14 protein-coding genes and 1 pseudogene are annotated in these 18,977 nt (G+C 73.9%); 7 read left to right on the top strand and 8 right to left on the bottom strand.

What is annotated here, in order from left to right:
* Positions 1–15 precede the first annotated feature (15 nt).
* From ABZ948_RS03300 to ABZ948_RS03325, 6 genes and pseudogenes are all read left to right on the top strand, one after another.
* On the top strand, positions 16–993 hold the full coding sequence (locus ABZ948_RS03300) for an ABC transporter permease (protein ID WP_359756777.1): 978 nt from the start codon (positions 16–18) through the stop codon (positions 991–993).
* Entirely contained in the window at positions 990–1,796 is an 807-nt protein-coding gene (locus ABZ948_RS03305; protein WP_359756779.1) for an ABC transporter permease subunit, read from the top strand. The genes ABZ948_RS03300 and ABZ948_RS03305 overlap by 4 nt, the downstream gene beginning before the upstream one ends.
* Positions 1,793–3,358, top strand: coding sequence for an ABC transporter ATP-binding protein (locus ABZ948_RS03310; RefSeq protein WP_359756780.1), 1,566 nt, complete (start codon positions 1,793–1,795; stop codon positions 3,356–3,358). Before ABZ948_RS03305 ends, ABZ948_RS03310 begins: the two co-directional genes overlap by 4 nt.
* Positions 3,359–3,499: 141 nt before the next feature.
* Positions 3,500–4,630 (top strand): acyltransferase family protein, encoded by a 1,131-nt coding sequence (locus ABZ948_RS03315; protein ID WP_435857452.1) that lies wholly within the window; start codon positions 3,500–3,502, stop codon positions 4,628–4,630.
* Positions 4,620–4,805, top strand: a complete 186-nt coding sequence (locus ABZ948_RS40895) for an HVA1 family protein (RefSeq protein ID WP_435857454.1) — start codon at positions 4,620–4,622, stop codon at positions 4,803–4,805. Before ABZ948_RS03315 ends, ABZ948_RS40895 begins: the two co-directional genes overlap by 11 nt.
* Positions 4,806–4,811: 6 nt before the next feature.
* Positions 4,812–5,143, top strand: a pseudogene (locus tag ABZ948_RS03325) (DUF3140 domain-containing protein).
* Positions 5,144–5,173: 30 nt separating this feature from the next.
* On the opposite strand, the gene ABZ948_RS03330 reads toward ABZ948_RS03325, so the two are convergent.
* The 6 genes from ABZ948_RS03330 to ABZ948_RS03355 form a co-directional block, all read right to left on the bottom strand.
* The gene (locus ABZ948_RS03330; RefSeq protein WP_359756782.1) at positions 5,174–5,344 is read right to left on the bottom strand and encodes a hypothetical protein; all 171 of its coding nucleotides are present in this window, start codon (positions 5,342–5,344) and stop codon (positions 5,174–5,176) included.
* Positions 5,345–5,549: 205 nt separating this feature from the next.
* Entirely contained in the window at positions 5,550–5,774 is a 225-nt protein-coding gene (locus tag ABZ948_RS03335) for a hypothetical protein (RefSeq protein WP_031118994.1), read from the bottom strand.
* 387 nt (positions 5,775–6,161) lie between these two features.
* Positions 6,162–7,184, bottom strand: coding sequence for a hemolysin family protein (locus ABZ948_RS03340; protein WP_359756784.1), 1,023 nt, complete (start codon positions 7,182–7,184; stop codon positions 6,162–6,164).
* The gene (locus tag ABZ948_RS03345) at positions 7,181–8,533 is read right to left on the bottom strand and encodes a hemolysin family protein (protein ID WP_359756786.1); all 1,353 of its coding nucleotides are present in this window, start codon (positions 8,531–8,533) and stop codon (positions 7,181–7,183) included. The genes ABZ948_RS03340 and ABZ948_RS03345 overlap by 4 nt, the downstream gene beginning before the upstream one ends.
* 198 nt (positions 8,534–8,731) lie before the next feature.
* Positions 8,732–11,848 (bottom strand): FAD-binding and (Fe-S)-binding domain-containing protein, encoded by a 3,117-nt coding sequence (locus ABZ948_RS03350; protein WP_359756787.1) that lies wholly within the window; start codon positions 11,846–11,848, stop codon positions 8,732–8,734.
* 69 nt (positions 11,849–11,917) lie between these two features.
* On the bottom strand, positions 11,918–12,418 hold the full coding sequence (locus tag ABZ948_RS03355; protein ID WP_359756789.1) for a MarR family winged helix-turn-helix transcriptional regulator: 501 nt from the start codon (positions 12,416–12,418) through the stop codon (positions 11,918–11,920).
* A 124-nt stretch (positions 12,419–12,542) separates the two neighbouring features.
* Here ABZ948_RS03355 and ABZ948_RS03360 point away from each other — a divergent pair, with 124 nt between their 5' ends.
* Entirely contained in the window at positions 12,543–13,058 is a 516-nt protein-coding gene (locus ABZ948_RS03360) for a YceI family protein (protein ID WP_359756790.1), read from the top strand.
* Between the two features lie 5 nt (positions 13,059–13,063).
* On the opposite strand, the gene ABZ948_RS03365 is transcribed toward ABZ948_RS03360, so the two are convergent.
* Positions 13,064–14,743, bottom strand: coding sequence for a hypothetical protein (locus ABZ948_RS03365; protein WP_359756997.1), 1,680 nt, complete (start codon positions 14,741–14,743; stop codon positions 13,064–13,066).
* A 135-nt stretch (positions 14,744–14,878) separates the two neighbouring features.
* Positions 14,879–18,910 carry a bifunctional nitrate reductase/sulfite reductase flavoprotein subunit alpha gene (locus ABZ948_RS03370; protein WP_359756792.1) on the bottom strand — a complete coding sequence of 1,344 codons (4,032 nt, stop codon included), beginning with the start codon at positions 18,908–18,910 and terminating at the stop codon, positions 14,879–14,881.
* Positions 18,911–18,977: the final 67 nt, after the last annotated feature.

The raw sequence follows: 18,977 nt of genomic DNA on the forward strand, positions 1-18,977 counted from the left end.
CGGCGCCGCGGATACGTGACGGCCCATCGCGGCACTTCGAGCGGCGCTCTCCGCTCCTTCATCGCCCGGCGCCTCACCCTCGGCCTGGTCCAAACCATCGCCGTCGTCCTCCTGGTCTTCGCCCTCACCGAGGCCCTCCCGGGCGACGCCGCCGTCGCCCTCGCGGGCGACCAGCCCGACCCCGCCCGCATCGCGGCGATCCGCGAGGCCATGGACCTCGACCGGCCCGCTCACGAACGCCTGGCGGACTGGGCGGCGGGACTGCTGCTCGGCGACTTCGGCACGTCCCTCACCTCCGGCCGCCCGGTGGCCGAGTACATCGCCGGCGGGTTCGGCCCGAGCCTGCTGCTGGCCGCGCTCACCCTGGCCCTGCTCGTCCCGCTCGGCTTCGGGCTCGGCGTGCTCGCCGCCCGGCACGAGGGACGGCTGATCGACCGCCTGGTCAGCTCCGTCACCCTCGCCGTGTACGCCGTACCCGAGTTCGCCCTGGGCGTGCTGCTGGTGACGGTGTTCGCGCTGAAGCTGGCCTGGCTGCCCCCCACGGCGGTGGGCTACGGCACCGACCTCATCGGCCACCCGGCGGTGCTCGTCCTGCCCGTGCTGGTCCTGCTGTCCCGCCCGGTGTGCTCCCTGTCCCGCCTCGTCCGGGCCGGCATGGTCGACGCGCTCGCCTCGCCCTACGCGGCCCACGCCCGCCGCTACGGCGTCCCCGGCGCCCGCGTCCGCTACGCCCACGCCCTGCCGGGCGCGCTCGCCCCGGCCGCGCAGCAGCTCGCCCGCACCATCGACTGGCTGCTGTGCGGCGTCATCGTCGTGGAGGCGCTGTTCGTGATCCCCGGCCTCGGGACCGTCCTCCTCAACGCCGTCGCCGAACGGGACGTGCCGGTGGTGCAGGGGCTCGCCGTGGTGTTCGGCGTGCTGACCGTCGTCCTGAACCTGGCCGCGGACGTGGTGGCGTACCGGCTGACGCCCCGGGCGGGGGTGGCGGCATGACGGCCCCGCGCCGGCTGCTCCTCGGCCTCGCGGTCGTGGCGGTGCCGCTGCTCCTCGCCCTCCTCGGCCCCCTGTTCGCCGGTGAACCCGGCCCGCGCGCCGCCTCCTTCACCCTCGGCGGCGGCCACTGGCTCGGCACGGACTTCGTGGGCCGGGACGTCTGGCGGCAGGTGCTGCACGGCGGCCGCACGGTCGTGCTGACCGCGCTCGCGGCGACGGCCCTCGCCTACCTCGTCGCCCTCCCGGTCGGACTCGTCAGCGCCGTCACCCACGCACGGCGGCTGGAGGAGCTGCTGATGCGGCCCCTGGACGTGCTGCTCGCCGTACCGTCGCTGCTGCTCGTGCTGCTGGTGGCATCCGTGTTCTCGCCGGGCGCCATGGGGCTCGCGCTGCTCGTCGCGCTGGTGAACGTGCCCGACGCCGCCCGGATCGTACGGGCCGCGGCGGCCGAGGCGGCGGCCCGGCCCGCCGTGGAAGCGCTGCGCATGCAGGGCGAGTCGTGGTGGCGCGTCGCCGTCGGCTACGTCGGCCGCTCGTCCCTGCGCACCCTGGCCGCCGACGCCGGCATCCGCCTGACCGGCGTGCTGTACCTGGTGTCGACGGCCGCGTTCCTCGGTGTCGGGGTCGCCCCGGACGCCGCCGACTGGGCGGTCATGGTCGACCGCAACCGCACGGGCCTCTTCGTCCAGCCCTGGGCCGTGGTCGTGCCCGCCCTGCTGATCGTCGCCCTGACGACGGGCACCAACCTGCTCTTCGACGCCGCCCTGGAGAAGAGCCCGAGAAGGAAGGGACGGCGGCCGTGAACGACGAGACGGACCCGACCACCCCGCCGGAGCCGGTCGCCGCGGTCCACGGCCTCCGCGTCGAGATCGACGGCCGCCCGATCGTCGACGGGGTGGACCTGCGCGTGCTCCCCGGCACGGTGACCGCCCTGGTCGGCGCCTCCGGCAGCGGGAAGACCACCACCGGCCTCGCGCTGCTGGGGGAGTACCCGCCCGGCGCCCGGGTCACGGGCGAGGTGCACCGGCCGGCCGACGGCCTGGTGGGCTACGTGCCCCAGCACCCGGCGGCCGTCCTCAACCCGGCTCGCCGCGTCAGCGCCCTCCTCGACGACCTCGCCCGCCCCCGGGTGCGCCACCTGCCCCGGGCCGAACGGCGCCCGGCGGCCCGGGAACTGGTCCTGCGGGCTCTGTCCGACGCCCGGCTCCCGGACGCCGAAGCGCTGCTGCGCCGCTACCCGCACCAGCTCTCCGGCGGCCAGCAGCAACGCGTCGTCCTCGCCCAGGCCCTCCTCCTCGGCGCCCGGGTCGTCGTCGCCGACGAACCCACGACCGGCCAGGACCCGGTCACCAAGAGCGGCATCGTCGACCAGCTCGCGGCGGTCGCGGCCCGCGGCATCGCGGTCGTGCTGCTCAGCCACGACCTCGACGTGGTCCGGGCCCTCGCCGACGAGGTCCTCGTCCTGCGCGCCGGACGGGTCGTGGAGTCGGGCCCCGCGGCCCGGCTGTGGGAGGCGCCACGCCACGAATGGACCCGCCGGCTGCTCGGCGAACAGCGCCCGGCCCCGCGCGGAGAAGCACCCGCCGACCCCGGCCGGCCCATCCTCCTCGTCCGGAACCTCACCGCCGTCCACGACCGCGCGACCACCGTCCTGCGCGTCCCCGACCTGGCGCTCCACGCCGGCGAGTGCCTGGCCGTGGTCGGCCGCTCCGGCAGCGGCAAGACCACCCTCGGCCGCTGCCTCGCCGGCCTCCACCGCCACCACGACGGCGAGATCCTCCTCGACGGCACGCCGCTGCCGCGCAGCCTGCGCCACCGCGGCCGGGACCGACTGGCCGCCGTGCAGTACGTCTTCCAGGACGCCCGCGCCGCCTTCGACGAGCACCGGCCCGTCCTGCACCAGGTGGCCCGCACGGCGGTACGGCTGCGGGGCGCCGGGGAACGGGCGGCGGCCGAGGAGGCGTCGGCCACCCTCGCCCGCCTCGGCCTGCCCGAGGACCTGGCCCGGCGGCGCCCCGGCGAGCTCTCCGGCGGCGAACTCCAGCGCGCCGCCCTCGCCCGCGCCCTCCTCGCCCACCCCCGGGTCCTGGTCTGCGACGAGATCACCTCCGGCCTCGACACCGTCACCCGCCGCGGCATCCTCGACCTGCTCGCCGCCCTGGTCCGCGACCGCGGCGACCTCGCCCTCGTCCTCATCACCCACGACCCCGCCACGGCGGCCCTCGCCCACCGCATCGCCGTCCTGGACGCCGGCGAAGTCGTCGAACAGGGTCCGGCCGGACGGGTCCTGACCGAGCCGCGGCACCCTTTCACGCTCGCCCTCCGGGAGACGATCGACCGCCTCGGCACGTATACCCGGGCATGAACCGAAGCCAGTCCCGTCCGTTACGAGTTGAACAAGGGCGCGGCCCTGTGATTAGGGTGCGGGCGATGTTCTGCGCAGACGCCACCCCCTTACCCCGGGCCAGACGAGGCACAGCCGCTTCGAGGATCCTCGGGAGGGCCCGTGAGTGACACGGTGGCCACGGCCCGCCCGGTGGCCGAAACGATCCGGGCGCCGCGGACGGCGGAGCCGGACGCGCCGGCCCGCCCGCCCCGGCAGCGGGACGCGTTCTTCGACAACGCCAAGTACCTGGCGATCGTGCTGGTGGCCGTCGGGCACGCCTGGGAACCGCTGCGGGACGGCAGCAGGGCCGTCACGGCCCTCTACATGCTCGTCTACGCCTTCCACATGCCGGCGTTCATCATCGTCTCCGGCTACTTCTCGCGCACCTTCGACGGCAGCCCCGCGCGGCTCAGGCGCCTGGTCACCGGCGTCGTCGTCCCCTACGTGGTGTTCGAGACGGCGTACACCCTGTTCACCCGGTGGTCCAGCCAGGACCCCGACCGGCCGGTCAGCCTGCTGGACCCGCTGTACCTGACCTGGTTCCTGGCCGCGCTGTTCGTCTGGCGGCTGACGACGCCGGTGTGGCGGCTCGTGCGGTGGCCGCTGTCCCTCGCCCTCGGCGTCGCGATGCTGGCGACGCTCACACCGTCCCTCGGCCACGACCTCGACCTGCAGCGCACCCTGCAGTTCCTGCCGTACTTCGTGCTCGGCCTGCTGCTGCGGCCCGAGCACTTCCGGCGGGTGAGACGGCGCACCGCGCGGATCCTCGCCGTGCCCGTGGCCGTCTGCGCGCTGGGCGTGGCGTACTGGGCGGTGCCGCGGATGGACTACGCCTGGTTCTTCCACGCGGACAGCGCCCGGGAGCTGGGCGCTCCCCTCTGGTACGGGCCCCTGATGACGCTGGCCGCCTTCGGCTGCTCGGCGGTCCTGGTGGCCTGCTTCCTCGCCTGGGTGCCGGGGCGCCGGACCTGGTTCACCGCCCTGGGCGCGGGCACGCTCTACGGCTACCTGCTGCACGGCTTCGTCGCCCAGGCCGCCAAGCACTGGGGCTGGTACGAGCCCGCCTGGGTCGGCCGGCCCGCCGGGGTGCTCCTCGTCACCGCCGTGGCCGCCGCGGTGATGACCGCGCTGTGCACGGCGCCCGTACGGCGGGTGTTCCGCTGCGTGACGGAACCGGCGATGCCGTGGGCCTTCGCGGGTCCGCGCGACACCGCCACGGACCGGTCCGGTACGCCTCGGGCTGCGCGGTGAGGGCCGACGCCGCACGCTGGAGGGACAGCACACCTCTGCGCGAGGGAGTACCGGCATGGCGAACGACCACGGCAAGGGCGGGACACCGAAGAAGGACGACCCGCAGTACCAGGTGCGCAGCGCCAAGTCCGGCAAGACCGCCGTACACAAGCCGTCCGCGCTGAAGAAGAAGTGAGGCGGCATGGCCGGCGAGGAGCGCGAGGAGACCTGGGCCGACTTCCGTGAGCTGGTGAACATGACACCGGCCGCACTGGAGAAGTGGCCGGCCTCCGACGAGTCGCAGAGCGCCGGGCAGCACCCGGACGGGGGCGAGTCCACCGGGCACGCCTCCGGACGGCGGATCGTCGCGATCCTGCGGCCGGGAAGGGAGATCTCACCGACGACGACTACCGGCACATGCGCAAGGTCGTCGGGTACATCCGCCGGCACCTGGCCCAGCGGCCTTCCGGCGACGTGCGGGAGACGCGGTGGCGGTACTCCCTGATGAACTGGGGCCACGACCCGCTGGCGTGACCGGCGCGCGCCCCGCCCGCGTCCCGGGGCTCAGTGGGTCTCGGGCTCGCTCGGCGGCGCGGCGTGCCCGTTCAGGGCCTGCGTCATCTGGTGCTGGGTCTCCTCGGCGACCACGCGAGCCTCTTCCACGACGTCACCGCGTTCGCGTATGAGGCTCTCGTAGATCGGCAGTTCTTCGTTCCGGATCGAGTCGGTTTTCACGGGGTTCGTCCTATCGCGTTTACAGCCGGGTCTGGGGGCCCGTGTAAGTCTGCGTCATGCCGTGCCGCGGTGTTACCCACCCCCGCCGTGTCCAGATTTCCGTCACGAGTTTCGCGAATTCCCCAACTTTGCGACCGTGAGAAGAACCCCGGGTACGGCGGAGGGCCCCGGGAACCGTGTCCCGGGGCCCTTTACGCGGCTGGCGTCAGAGCGACGTCGTGTGAACGCCCGCGCTCCCGGAGGCCGCCCCGCCCTCCGTCGACAGGGTGCCCTGGAGGCTGCCGCAGAGCTCGGCGGTCAGCGGCCCGACCAGGCCGGCGGAGAGGCTGCCCACGAGGCCCGCGGAGGCACCGCCCGCCATACCGCCGGAGACGTTCTCCAGGTCGGCGTCGGACAGTTCGGCGATGTCGACCCGAGAGGTGAGGTTCATTGGAGGTGTTTCCCTTCGCGTGAATGTCTCGCATTGGCGGCGCGCGTGGGGGGTCGCCGGATCCGGAACCGGGATTCCGTACCGACGGCTCCGCCGTGCGCAGGATCAAAGCATTCCGCGGGAGAAAAGTTCCAGCCGCTTCCCGGCGTCGCGCCGGTCATGGCGGCGACCGTCTTCACCGCCATGACCATGGGCACACGAAATGCGCCCATTCCTTCACACAGTCCGTCGTCCTGCCGCCCGCACATGTATTGCGCCCCGATTCCCGAAGCGGGCACTTCGGCGCCAAGTCCCCATGCCGCGTGATGGACTTGGCGCCCGGCGTGCCGCACCGTGGCGTCCTGGCGAACCGTGTGCAGATGTGCTGGAGGTTCGGATTCCGCTTGGTCAGGCCGCTCCGGCCGGCTGCAGCAGGCGCGCCAGCAGGTCGTCCAGGGTGACCAGGCCGGTGAGCCGGCCGGCGCCGTCACGGACGACCGCCAGGGAGGACCGGCGTCGGCGCAGCACCTCGATGGCGTCGGCCACGGTGGTGTCCTCCGTCAGCGCGGGCACGGGCCGGGCCAGTTCCCGCGCGGTCCCGGCCCGCCCCCGGGCCCGGGCGACCAGGGCGTCCCGGGCGTGGACCGAGCCGAGGACGACGCCGTTCTCCCGGACGAGCAGCCGGGTGCGGTCGTGCGCGGCGGCCGTCCGCAGCAGGGCCTCGAGGTCCGAGCCGCCCTCCACCCAGGTGATCTCGGCGGCCGGGATCCGCAGCGCGGCCACCGGGGTCTCCGGCTCGGTCAGGGAGCGGGTCAGCAGCTCCGAGTCGGTCGCGCTGATCAGGCCCAGCCGCTCCGACTCCTCCACCAGGTGCGTCAGCTGCTCCCGGTTGTGCACCGAGGCCAGCTCGTCGCGCGGGGCCACCCGGCACAGCCGTACCAGCGCGTTGCTCACCGCGTTGAGCAGCCGGATCAGCGGCCGCACGGCCCGCACCACGGCCCGGAAAGGCGGTGAGAGCAGCATCGCCGACCGCTCGGGATGGGCGATGGCCCACGACTTGGGGGCCATCTCGCCGACCACCATGTGCAGGAACACCACCACGATCATCGCCACGGCGAACGCGACGCCGTAGGAGACGGCGCTGGGCAGTCCCAGCTTGTGCAGCAGCGGGTCGAGTTCGTGCGAGATGGCCGGCTTGGACACCGAGCCCAGGCCCAGCGTGCACACCGTGATGCCCAGCTGGGCGCCGGCCAGCATCAGCGACAGCTCGCGCATGCCGGCCAGGGCCGCGCCGGCGCCGCGCCGCCCCTCGGCCGCCGCTTTCTCCATGCGGTGCCGCTTGGCGGCGACCAGCGCGAACTCGGCCGCCACGAAGAAGCCGCTGCCGATGAGCAGCAGCACGGTCACGAAGACCGCCGTCGGGAAACTCACGCCATCTCCTCGGCTTCTCGGGCCTCCGCGGCGTCCACGAACGGGCTGATCCGTACGCGGTCGGCCACGTGCCGGTCGAGCGTGCGCACGTCGATCACGGCCCGGCCGCCCTCGGGCAGCTCGACCGTGACCCGGTCGCCGACCGTCGGGAAGCGGCCGAGCCGGTCCACGACCAGGCCGGCCACGGTGTCGTAGTCGTCGTCCTCCGGCAGCCGGACGCCGGTGGCCTCGGCCACCTCGTCCAGCCGGCGGCCGGCGTCCACCAGCCAGCCGTCGCCGTCCGCGACGGCGAGCACGGTGACCGTGTCGGACTCGTCCGCGATGTCGCCGACCAGCTCCTCGGCGATGTCCTCGTAGGTGACGATGCCGGCCACGCCGCCGTGTTCGTCGAGGACGACCGCGAACTCGTCGTCCTGCTCCCGCATCCGCGTCACCGCGTCGGGCAGCGCGAGCGTGTCCGGCAGCAGCAGCGGACGGCGGGCCACTTCGCCCGCGGTCGCGCCGGCGAGACGGGCGGCGGGCAGCGCCGTCAGCTCGCGCACGCCCAGCACGCCCGTGATGTCGTCCGGGTGGTCGCCGAGCACGGGGTAGTTGGAGTGGCCGTGCCGGGCGATCAGGCCGATCGCCTCCTCGGCGTCCGCGTCCCTGCGGACGAAGACGGCGTCGGCGCGCGGCACCATCACCTCGTCGAGGGTGCGCTCGGAGAACTCCAGCGCGTGGTCCAGCAGGGCGGCGGTGTCCTTGGGCAGCGCGCCCTGCTCGTGGGACTCGCCGATCAGATGGCCCAGCTCCTCCAGCGTGGCGCCGTGGTGCAGCTCCTCGACCGGCTCGATCCCGACCCTGCGCAGCAGCTTGTTCGCCGCGCTGTCGAAGATGTGCACGACGGGGCCGACGACCTTCAGGTACGCCAGCGTGGATGGGGCCAGGGCCTTCGCCAGCCGCTCGGGCACGGCGATGGCGAGGTTCTTCGGGGCCAGCTCGCCCAGCACCATCTGCACGACCGTGGCCAGCACGAAGGCCAGCACCACGGAGACGCCGCCGACGGCCGCGTCGGGCAGTCCCGTCCCGGACAGGACGGGGCGCAGCAGCGCGGACACCGACGGCTCGGCGATGAAGCCGACGACCAGCCCGGTGACGGTGATGCCGAGCTGGGCGCCCGACAGCATGAACGACAGCCGCTCCAGCACCCTGAGGGCACGGGCGGCGCGGCGGTCCCCGGCCTCGGCCTCACGCGCCAGGGTGAGCCGGTCAGCGGAGACGTAGGCGAACTCCTGGGCGACGAAGTAGCCGGTGCCGGCGGTCAGCACGAACACGGCGAGCAGGCCCAGGAGGGCGTTCGCGGCACTCATCGAACACCATCCCGCCGGGTGCCGCGATCACTGGTGTCGTGGCGGAATGGTCCGGGACTGTGCCCCGGGGGGTCCGTCGGTCTGGCGGACAAGAAGTCGCTCCTTACGCGTGGTCTGTCTCCGGATCAACGTTCGGCGTCGCGCCCGTGTTCCCGGATTCTACGACGGTGTAGAGAACACCGCTCGGCGCGTGGCGGCTCAGCGGCGCAGCCCCCGCACCAGCCCGGCGGCGGCACCCGCGGCGGCCACCCCGGCCCCGGCGAGCGCGAGGCCCCTGCCCCGCCGCCCGGGGGAGGCGGGACGGGCGTCCGGCGCGACGCCGTAGGCGCTGCCCGGGGCGCCGGGGAGCGCGGAGGCCAGCAGTTCCGCGAGATGCACGCCCTCGTGGCCGCCGCTGTCGAGCTCGTGGATCTGCGTGCGGCAGCTGAAGCCGTCGGCGAGGACGACCGTCTCCGGGTCCTCGGCGCGCAGCCGCGGCAGCAGCACCTGTTCCGCGCAGGCCTCGCTGACGTCGAGGTGGCCCCGCTCGAAGCCGAAGTTGCCGGCGAGCCCGCAGCAGCCCGACTCCAGCCGCTCCGCATCGACCCCGGCCCGCCGCAGCAGCTCCCGGTCGGCGTCCCAGCCCGTCACCGCGTGCTGGTGGCAGTGCACCTGCGCCAGCGCCCGCGCGGACCGCTCGGGCACCCGAGGAGGTGTGTAGCCGGGGGAGTGCTCGGTGAGTAGCTCGGCGAGCGTCACCGTCTGGTCGCGCAGCCGTCGTACGTCCCGGTCGCCCGGGAACAGCTCCGCCGCGTCCGAGCGGAAGACGGCCGTGCAGCTCGGTTCCAGCGCCACCACCAGGCCGCCCGAGCGTACGTGCCCGGCCAGCCGGCGGACCGTCCGGGTGAGGACGCGTTCGGCGATGCCGAGCTGCCCGGTGGAGATCCAGGTGAGGCCGCAGCACAGCGGCTCGGCGGGCAGCTCGACCCGCCAGCCCGCGTGTTCCAGCAGGGCGACGGCGGCCCGGCCGATGTGCGGGTGGAAGTGGTTGGTGAAGGTGTCCGGCCACAGCAGCACCGTCCCGCGCCGCCCGTCGCCCGAGGGTTCGTGCCGCCGGAACCACTGCTGGAGCGTCTGCCCGGCGAACAGGGGCACTTCCCGGTCCGCGATCCCCGCGGCGGCGACCGCCGCCCTCGACAGGGGCGGGGTGTGGGTGAGCGCGTTGACGACCGGTCCGAGCCGGGAGCGCCCGACCGCCTGGGCGAGGGCGGGCAGCCAGCCCATCGACAGGTCGGAGCGGGGCCGGCGCCAGGGCCGGCCCGCGTAGTGGTGGGACAGGAACTCCGCCTTGTAGGTGGCCATGTCGACATCGGCCGGGCAGTCCTTCTTGCAGCCCTTGCACGCCAGGCACAGGTCGAGGGCGTCCTTGACCTCCCGCGAGCGCCAGCCGTCGCGGATCGCGCTGTCGCCGTGTCCGTCGAGCATCTCGAACAGCAGCCGGGCCCGCCCGCGCGTGGAGTGCTCCTCCTCCCGCGTCACCTGGTACGACGGGCACATCACCGCGCCGCCCTCGTGGGTGAGCTGCCGGCACTTGCCGACGCCGACGCACCGGTTCGCCGCCTCGGCGAAGGAGCCGCCGTCGTGCGGGAAGCGGAAGTGCGCGTCACGCCGGTCCCGCGGCGCCCAGTCGCCGCCCAGGCGCAGGTTCTCGTCCAGCCCGTACGGCGCCACGACCTTCCCGGGGTTCATCCGGTTCAGCGGGTCGAAGAGGGCCTTCAGCCGCTCGAACGCCGCCACCAGGTCCTCGCCGAACATCCGGGGCAGCAGCTCGCCCCGGCTCTGCCCGTCGCCGTGCTCCCCGGAGAACGAGCCGCCGAACTCGGCAACCAGATCGGCCGCCCGCTCCATGAACCGCCGGTAGGCGGCCACCCCGTCGGCGGTGTACAGGTCGAAGGGGATGCGGGTGTGCACGCAGCCCTGCCCGAAGTGGCCGTACAGGCTGGGCCCGGTGTCGCTCAGGTAGCCGAACTCCTCGTACAGCCCGCGCAGCCGCCGCAGGTACGCGCCGAGCCGCTCGGGGGGCACGGCCGAGTCCTCCCAGCCCTCGAAGGTGTCGGGCCGGTGCGGCACGTGCGCGGTGGCGCCGAGGCCGGACTCCCTCACCTGCCACAGCTCCTGCTCGTGGACGGGTTCGTCGAGGAACGCCACGTCGGGGTCGTGCTCGGTCTCCCGCAGCGCGTCCAGCATCCGGTGGGCCCGGTCGTCCGCCTCCTCGACGGTGTCGGCGCCGAACTGCACCATCAGGAAGGCACGGCCCTCGGGGAGTTCGCCGAGGGCCTTCGGATTGAGGTGCTTGAGCCGCTGGTCGTGGATCAGCCGGTCGTCGACGCCCTCCAGGGCGATCGGCTCGTGCGGCAGGATGTCCGGCACGGCCTCGGCAGCCTGGTCGATCCGCGGGAACCCCAGCACCACCAGGGTGCGTTCCGGCACGACCGGCACGAGTTCCAGCTCGGCCCGCAGCACGGTGACGAGCGTCGACTCGCTGCCGACCAGCAGCCCGGCCACGTCGAAGCGGTGTTCCGGCAGCAGGGAGTCGAGGTTGTAGCCGGAGACCCGGCGCGGGATGCCGGGGAAGCGCCGGCGGATCTCGTCGCCGTAGGTGTCCCGCAGCTCCCGCAACCCCCGGTACACGGCCGCCCGCAGGTCGCCCTGCCGCTCGATCTCGGCGTACTCCTCGTCGCTGGTCTCGCCGCACCAGAAGCGGGTGCCGTCGTAGAGCAGCACCTCCAGGCGGGCGATGTTGTCGACGACCTTGCCGTGCGCCTGGGCGGTCGCTCCGCAGGAGTTGTTGCCGATCATGCCGCCGATCGTGCAGTTGGGATGGGTGGCGGGCTCGGGGCCGTAGCGCAGCCCGGTCGGCGCGAGCTGCCGGTTCAGTTCGTCCAGGACGATGCCGGGTTGCACGACGCAGGTGCGGCGTTCGGTGTCGACGGACTCCAGCCGGTGGCAGTACTTCGACCAGTCGATCACCACGGCCGCGTTGGCGCACTGCCCGGCCAGACTCGTCCCGCCGCCCCGGGACAGCACCGGCGCCCCGTGCTCGCGTGCCACGGCCACCGCCCGGGCCGCCGCCTCGGGCGTCCGCGGCACCACCACGCCGATCGGCGTCTGGCGGAAGTTGGAGGCGTCCGTCGCGTACGCGGCCCGGCTCCCGGCGTCGAACCGCACCTCGCCGTCGACCCGTTCGCGCAGCGCCTTCGCGAGTGCCCCCGGATCGACGGGCGGTCCGCCGAGCGGGTGGCGTACGACGGGGTCGGGCAGGTACGACGCGCCCATGGAGGCCTCCTGCTGGTGGGGGACGAGCAGGCGCCGGGTACCCCCGACGGCGTTCCGGCGAACCCGGCCTCAGTCCCGGCGGGACTCCTCGGCCAGGTCCGGCACCAGCCCGAACAGCGCCGCGCGCTGGTCCGGTCCCATGAAGCAGGGGAGCGCCTGCGTGACCGTCTCGGCGAGCGGGCCCGAGGCCTCGGTGAGCAGGCGGCGGGCCTTGTCCGTGAGGGCGACCTCCACGCCGCGCTTGTCCCCGCACACCGACCGGCGGGTGACGAGACCGGCGTGCTGGAGGCAGGCGATCTGATAGGTGAGGCGGGTCTTGGGGCGGCCCAGCAGCTCCGCGACGCGCGTCATGCGCAGTCCGCCCTCGGGCTGCTCCGCGAGCAGGCACAGGACCAGGAACTCGTCGTGCGAGACGTCCAGCTTCTCCTTCACGACCGCGCGCAGCCGCTGCTCCACGGCACCGGTCGCGGCGAGCAGCAGCATCCAGGCGCGCAGCTCGGCGGGCAGCAGCCCGCCGCCTCCCGAGGTGCATTCGGGCTGGTCGGCTGGGTGTTCCGGAGAGGCGGCCATGTGCTCAAGCGTACCCGTTGTCCAATTTTGGAGAAGGGGGTTGTCCAATTTTGGACGAACCGCTAGCGTGCGGTCATCCGAAACAGTCATCCAAATTTGGACGACAGATGAGTGGGAGAAGACCATGACCGTCGCCGTGGAAACCGGACTGTGGCAGCTCGACGCGACCGCCTCGACCGTCGGCATCCAGCACAGGACCATGTGGGGCCTCGTCAACGTCAAGGGCACCTTCGGCGCGCTCGGCGGCACCGGCGAGGTCCGGCCCGACGGGTCCGCCGTCGGCACCCTGACCTTCGACGTCGCCTCCCTCGACACCGGCAACGCCAAGCGCGACACCCACCTGAGGGGCGCCGACTTCTTCGACGCCGACCACCACCCCCGGATCACCTTCGCGGCCCGCAGCGCCGAACTTCGCGACGGTGACCAGGTACACGTCATCGGCCAGCTGACCGTGCGCGGCATCAGCAGGCCGCTCTCCCTGACCGCCCGCCTGAAGGACTCGGACGCCACCGGCCTCACCCTGGACACCGAGTTCAGCGTGGACCGGGATCAGTTCGGCATGGGCTGGAACCAGCTGGGCATGATCCGCGGCCGCGCCACGGTCACCGCCACCCTCCGCTTCACCCGGGCCACGGCCTGACCCCCTCAGCCCGGCCGGCGCAGCTCCCCCTGCACATCCGCGCTCGACAGGGTCTGCGGCGACGCGGTGAACGCCCGCAGCCGGATCCGGGCTCCCGGCCGGGACAGCCCGAACCGGCCCGAGGGCGGCCGGAGTTCGTACCGGGCGGTGCTGTGCGCGGGCAGGGTGCGCGGCCCTCGCACGATCCGCCAGTACGGGTCCATGCCCTGGCCCCTGGTCAGGGTGAAGTGCGGGGCGAGGGCCGTGCCCGCCGTGTTGGTGACCTGGAGGGTGAGCCGGGAGACCGTCCCCGGGGTGGGATGACGGGCCGCTGTGACCTGCATGCGCAGGGGCGGCGTGCCCGTCGCCGCCACGACCGCTCCGGCCAGGGCGGGCGCCAGCAGCAGCGCCGCCGCCGCGAGACGGGCCGGACGGCGCCGCGGCCCCGCGAGCAGGCGCACGCGCGGCTGCCACGCCCGGGCGAACGCCGACGCCGGAGCGGTCACCGCCGCCGCCAGCCACAGCGGCGTCATCATCAGGTAGTAGCCGTCCTGCGACCGGGTCGCCAGGTAGAAGGCGCACCAGGGCAGGACCGTGGCGGCCGGGCCCAGCCGCCGTACGAACAGCACGAACAGCGCGAGCAGGCCGGCGAGCAGCAGCAGGCTCGCGTGGGAGTACCAGTCGAGCCGGTCGCTGCCGTTCGTCAGGTACAGCGACACGTCGACCACGCCCTGGCCGTGCAGCACCGCGCCCTGCGTCAGCGGCAGGGCGATCCCCGTCAGCCAGGTGCCCGGCTCGCTCACCAGGAAGTACGTGTTGATCAGCAGCCACACCGTCGCCGCGGCACCCGCGAACCGCAGCACCACGAGCGCCGCCGCCCGCCCGCCCAGCTCACCGCGCCGCACGGCGTAGATCCCGGCCAGCAGGAAGGGTGCCAGGAACCAGGGCAGCTGCTGCGCCGCGCACGCCGCCCCCAGGCACGCGGCCCCTGCCAGCCCCGCCGCCCCGAGCCGGCCGCCCTCACCCGTCCGCGGCCAGCGCACCACCACCGGCACCAGCAGGGCCAGCGCCACGATCGCCGGGTAGCCGAGCCGCCCGTACGACGGCAGCATCCCGAAGCCCAGGCACACCATGGTCGCCGCCGACCGCCACGGCGCCGGGAGCATCCGCCACAGCACGACCGTCCCGGTGAGCAGCGCGCCCGTGCTCACCGCCGTCGCCGGGGTACCGCCGTGGCCGAGCCAGAGCAGCGGCACGGCCAGCAGCGGCGCCAGCGGCGGATAGCCGTAGGTGAGGTCGTAGCCGCCGGTCACCGTCGGGGTCAGGGCCACGCCGTGACCGAAGAGCCAGGGCCACGGCTGTCCGTACACCGGGCGCCCCGCGGCCAGCTCCCGCGCCGCCTGGGTGGTCAGCAGCGCCTCGTCGGAGCCGTTGTGCAACATCACCCACGCGCACAGGGCCAGCGTCACCCCCGTCACCAGCACGCACAGGTCCACCCGCGCCAGCGACCGCGCCCGGCGGACGACCAGGGCCAGCACCCCGCACGCCAGGATCGAGGCGTAGCACACCGAGATCACCGCGGCCACGGCCGGCCGGTGACCGGCCGCCGCCGTCCACACCGAGCGCGTGCCGATCAGCAGGCTGATGTCGGCGAGCAGGGTCAGGACCCGGTGCCACTGGGCCGGGGGAGGGGGCGGCACGGACACCGCCGACTGCGTGCGCGGGCCGGGCACCACGCGTGTGGTTTCTGCCGAGTACACGCCGCAGGACGCTAATCGCCACCGGTGAGCGGGGCCCGGGCGGAGGTGAAGAGTCCGGTGTGAGGCCAGTAAGGCCGTTGGTCAGTACACGTCCCGGACGTACCGCTTGTCCGCCGCGAGCTGCTTCACGTACACGGCGGCCTCCGCCTCGCTCATCCCGCCGTGCGCCACCGCGATGTCCCGCAGCGCCCGGTCGACGTCCTTGGCCATGCGGGAGGCGTCGCCGCAGACGTAGAAGCGGGCCCCGTCGCGCAGCCAGTGCCACAGCTCCGGCCCGTGCTCGCGCATCCGGTCCTGCACGTACACCTTGTTGCGCTGGTCCCGGGAGAAGGCGGTGTCCAGGCGGGTCAGGGCGCCCTCGTCGAGCAGGGCGGTCAGCTCGTCCTCGTAGTAGAAGTCCGTCGCGCGGTGCTGCTCGCCGAAGAACAGCCAGTTCGGGGCGCGATGCCCGAGCGCCCGCCGCTCCTGGAGGAAGCCGACGAAGGGCGCGACGCCGGTGCCGGGCCCGACCATGACCATCGGCGTCGAGGCGTCGGCCGGGGGACGGAAGTGCGGCGAGCGCTGCACGAACACCGGCACCTCGGTGTCCGGCTCGGCCTCGGCGAGGAACGGCGAGCAGACCCCGCCGCGCGCCCGGCCGCGCAGGTTCTCGTACCGCACCACGGACACCGTCAGCGACACCAGCTGCGGGTCCACCAGCGGGCTGGACGATATGGAGTACAGGCGCGGCTGGAGCTTCCTGAACACCCCGGCCCACTCCGCGGCGCTCGCCCGCACCGCGTACTCGGCGACCACGTCCACGGCCTGCCGCCCCCAACTCCACTGCGCCAGCCCGTCCTTGTTGTCGGGCCGCAGCAGCCTGCGCAGCTCGTGGTCGTCCCGGGCGCGCTCGGCGACGAAGCGGAGCAGGTCGGGGGTGATCCGCGTGATGTCCAGGTGCCGGTGCAGGGCCTCGCCGAAGGGGACGTCACCGACTCCGTCGACCGCCACGGCCGTCGAGGCGTCGAGCCCCGTCACCGCCAGCCACTCCTCCACCAGCGCGGGCGCGTTGACCGGCCGCACGCCCAGCGCGTCCCCGGCCTCGTACGTCAGGTCCGTGCCGCTCGTGTCGAAGGTGAACCGGCGCACCTCCTTGCCCGCGCCCGGCTTGCTGAGCAGCCGGTTGCCGACGAGCCGGGCCGTGCCGGCCGGGGCCTTGGCCCGGCCCGCCGGCTTCGGCGCTTGCGTGGCGGTGCCGCCCAGCGCCGAGAGGACCTGGTCGAGCCACTGTCCGGCGGACGGCTCGTAGTCCGGCTCGCAGTCCGTGCGCGGGGCCAGCCGCACCCCGCCCAGCTCGTCGAGCCGCGCGTCCAGCCGCCGCCCGTGCCCGCAGAAGTCGTCGTACGAGGAGTCGCCGAAGGCGAGCACCGCGTACCGCACCCCGTCCAGCCGCGGGGCCCGGTCGCCGGAGAGCGCGTCCCAGAAGCCCGAGCCGTTGTCGGGCGCGTCGCCGTCCCCGAACGTGCTGGTGATGAAGAGCAGGTCCGCCGTGCGGGCGAGCGCGGCGACATCGGCCTCGTCCATGCCGACGAGGGTCGTACGGTGCCCGGTCGCCGTCAGCCGCTCGGCGGTGGCGGCGGCGAACTCCTCGGCGTTGCCCGTCTGCGAGGCCCACAGCACGACGACCTCACGGCCGGACGGCTCCCGTACCGGAGCGGCCGGCGGCGCCGAGCGCGAGTACATCCCGGCGAGGACCCCGTTCACCCACAGGGCGTGCTCGGGCGAGAAGGGCGCGTCCGGCGGGAGCACCGGAACGCCGGGCGCGCCCGAGCCGAGCCCGGCGAGGAACCCGGTGAGGTACTGGCGCTCCTGGGCGGACAGCACCGGCGGAGGGGTGGGCTCCAGGCCGAAGGGGTCGGGGCCGCCGGGCGTGACGGCCGTCGGCGTCAGCGCCTCGACCGGTTCCTCGCGCACGGGCGTCGCCACCTTCGCCAGCGACACGGCGCACACCTTGAACTCCGGCTGGAACGACAGCGGATCCACCGCGTCGCTGGTCACCGCGTTGATGCTGAGGTACTCGCCGAACAGGTCGTTCCAGTGGAACGGCGCGAAGCAGCACCCCGGCCGCACCCGGTCCGTCACCACCGCCGGCAGCACGGCCCGGCCGCGCCGCGAGGCCACCTCGACGAGATCGCCCTCGGCCACACCGAGCCCCGAGGCGTCCTCGGGGTGCAGCTCCACGAACGGCCCGGGGTTGAGCTTGTTGAGCTTGGCGACCTTCCCGGTCTTCGTCAGCGTGTGCCACTGGTGCTGCACCCGGCCGGTGTTCAGCACGAACGGATAGTCGTCGTCCGGAAGCTCGGCGGCGGGCAGGTGCGGGCGCGCGAAGAACGCCGCCCGCCCGGAAGCCGTCGGGAAGCGCAGCCCGTCCTCGTCGACGTACCGGACGGGATTGCGCGCGGGCCCGTCCTCCCGCGCGGCCGGCCACTGCACGGGCGTCTCGCGCAGCCGCTCGTACGACACCCCGCGCAGGTCCCACCCGGTCTTCGGGTTGTGGAACCGGCGGATCTCCTCGAAGACCTGCTCGGCGCTGTCGTACGAGAACCCCTTCTCGTACCCCATCGCGCGGGCGACCTCCGCGATGATCCGCCAGTCGGCCATCGCCTCCCCGGGCGGGTCCGCGGCCGGCCGGGTCAGCGTGAGGTCGCGCTCGCTGTTGACGAAGACGCCCTCCGCCTCGGTCCACATCGCGCCCGGCAGCACGACATCGGCGTAGGCGTTGGTCTCGGTGTCCGCGAACACGTCCTGCGTGACCACGAACTCGGCGGCCTCCAGACCCTCGATGACCGTACGGCGGTTGGCGACCGAGGCGACCGGGTTGGTGCAGATGATCCAGCAGGCCTTGATCTCGCCGTCGGCCATCTTCCGGAACATCTCGACGGTGCCCTTGCCGACCCCGTCGGCCCGCAGCGTCCCCGGCGGCAGCTCCCACACCTCCTCGGCGAAGGCCCGCTCCTCGGCCACGAGCACCGACCGCTGCCCCGGCAGCCCCGGCCCCATGTAGCCCATCTCGCGCCCGCCCATCGCGTTGGGCTGGCCGGTGAGGGAGAACGGCCCGGCGCCCGGACGGCAGATCGCCCCCGTCGCCAGGTGCAGGTTGACCAGGGCGTTCGTGTTCCAGGTGCCGTGCGTGGACTGGTTGAGCCCCATGGTCCAGCAGCTCATCCACCGCCGGCCGGCCGCACCGATCAGCCGGGCCGCCTCGCGCAGGTCGTCCTCCGCGAGCCCGGTGATCTCGGCGACCGCCGCCGGGGTGTAGTCGGCGAGGAAGTCGGGCAGGGCCTCCCAGCCCTCGGTGTGGGCGGCGACGAACGCGTCGTCGGTGTGCCCGTCCGCGTGCAGCAGGTGCAGCAGGCCGTTCAGCAGCGCGAGGTCGGTGCCCGGCCTGACCTGGAGGAACAGGTCGGCCTTGGCCGCGGTGGCGGTCCGCCGCGGGTCCACGACGATCAGCCGGGCACCCGCCTTGACCCGCTCCATCATCCGCAGGAAGAGGATCGGGTGGCAGTCGGCCATGTTCGACCCGATGACGAGGAAGAGATCCGCCCGGTCGAAGTCCTCGTACGAGCCGGGCGGCCCGTCCGCGCCCAGCGACAGCTTGTAGCCGGTGCCCGCGCTCGCCATGCACAGCCGCGAGTTCGACTCGATCTGGTTCGTCCCCACGAACCCCTTGGCCAGCTTGTTCGCCAGGTACTGCGCCTCCAGGCTCATCTGCCCGGACACGTAGAAGGCGACCGCGTCCGGCCCGTGCTCGTCGACGATCGACCGCAGCCGCGCGGCCGTCTCGGCGATCGCGCCGGCCACCGGCGCCGGGACCGCCTCGTCGCCCCGGTCGTCCCGCACGAGCGCGGTGGTCAGCCGTCCGGGCGCGGCGAGCATGTCGGCCGTGGTCGCGCCCTTGGTGCACAGCCGGCCCGCGTTCGCCGGGTGCGCCTTGTCGCCGGACGCCTTCAGGACGGTACGCCGCCCGTCCGGCCCCATGCCGATGTCGAGCACGAGGCCGCAGCCCACACCGCAGTACGAGCAGACGGTGCGCACCTGCCGCGTCTCCTGCGGGGTCCCGTGGGTCGTGGTCATGCCCCCGACGGTACGGACCGCCCGTTACACCGTTGTCACTTCGCCCGATCATGAGGGGTTACGCCCG

Origin of the sequence: Streptomyces olindensis (assembly GCF_040645895.1) — a bacterium.
Lineage (GTDB): Bacteria > Actinomycetota > Actinomycetes > Streptomycetales > Streptomycetaceae > Streptomyces > Streptomyces olindensis.

Bases quoted from the DNA above. Each gene is read 5' to 3' on its own strand.
- ABZ948_RS03305 (WP_359756779.1), top strand. From the start codon at position 990: ATGACGGCCCCGCGCCGGCTGCTCCTCGGCCTCGCGGTCGTGGCGGTG.
- ABZ948_RS03335 (WP_031118994.1), bottom strand. From the start codon at position 5,774: ATGAACCTCACCTCTCGGGTCGACATCGCCGAACTGTCCGACGCCGAC.
- ABZ948_RS03345 (WP_359756786.1), bottom strand. From the start codon at position 8,533: ATGAGTGCCGCGAACGCCCTCCTGGGCCTGCTCGCCGTGTTCGTGCTG.
- ABZ948_RS03350 (WP_359756787.1), bottom strand. From the start codon at position 11,848: ATGGGCGCGTCGTACCTGCCCGACCCCGTCGTACGCCACCCGCTCGGC.
- ABZ948_RS03355 (WP_359756789.1), bottom strand. From the start codon at position 12,418: ATGGCCGCCTCTCCGGAACACCCAGCCGACCAGCCCGAATGCACCTCG.
- ABZ948_RS03360 (WP_359756790.1), top strand. From the start codon at position 12,543: ATGACCGTCGCCGTGGAAACCGGACTGTGGCAGCTCGACGCGACCGCC.
- ABZ948_RS03370 (WP_359756792.1), bottom strand. From the start codon at position 18,910: ATGACCACGACCCACGGGACCCCGCAGGAGACGCGGCAGGTGCGCACC.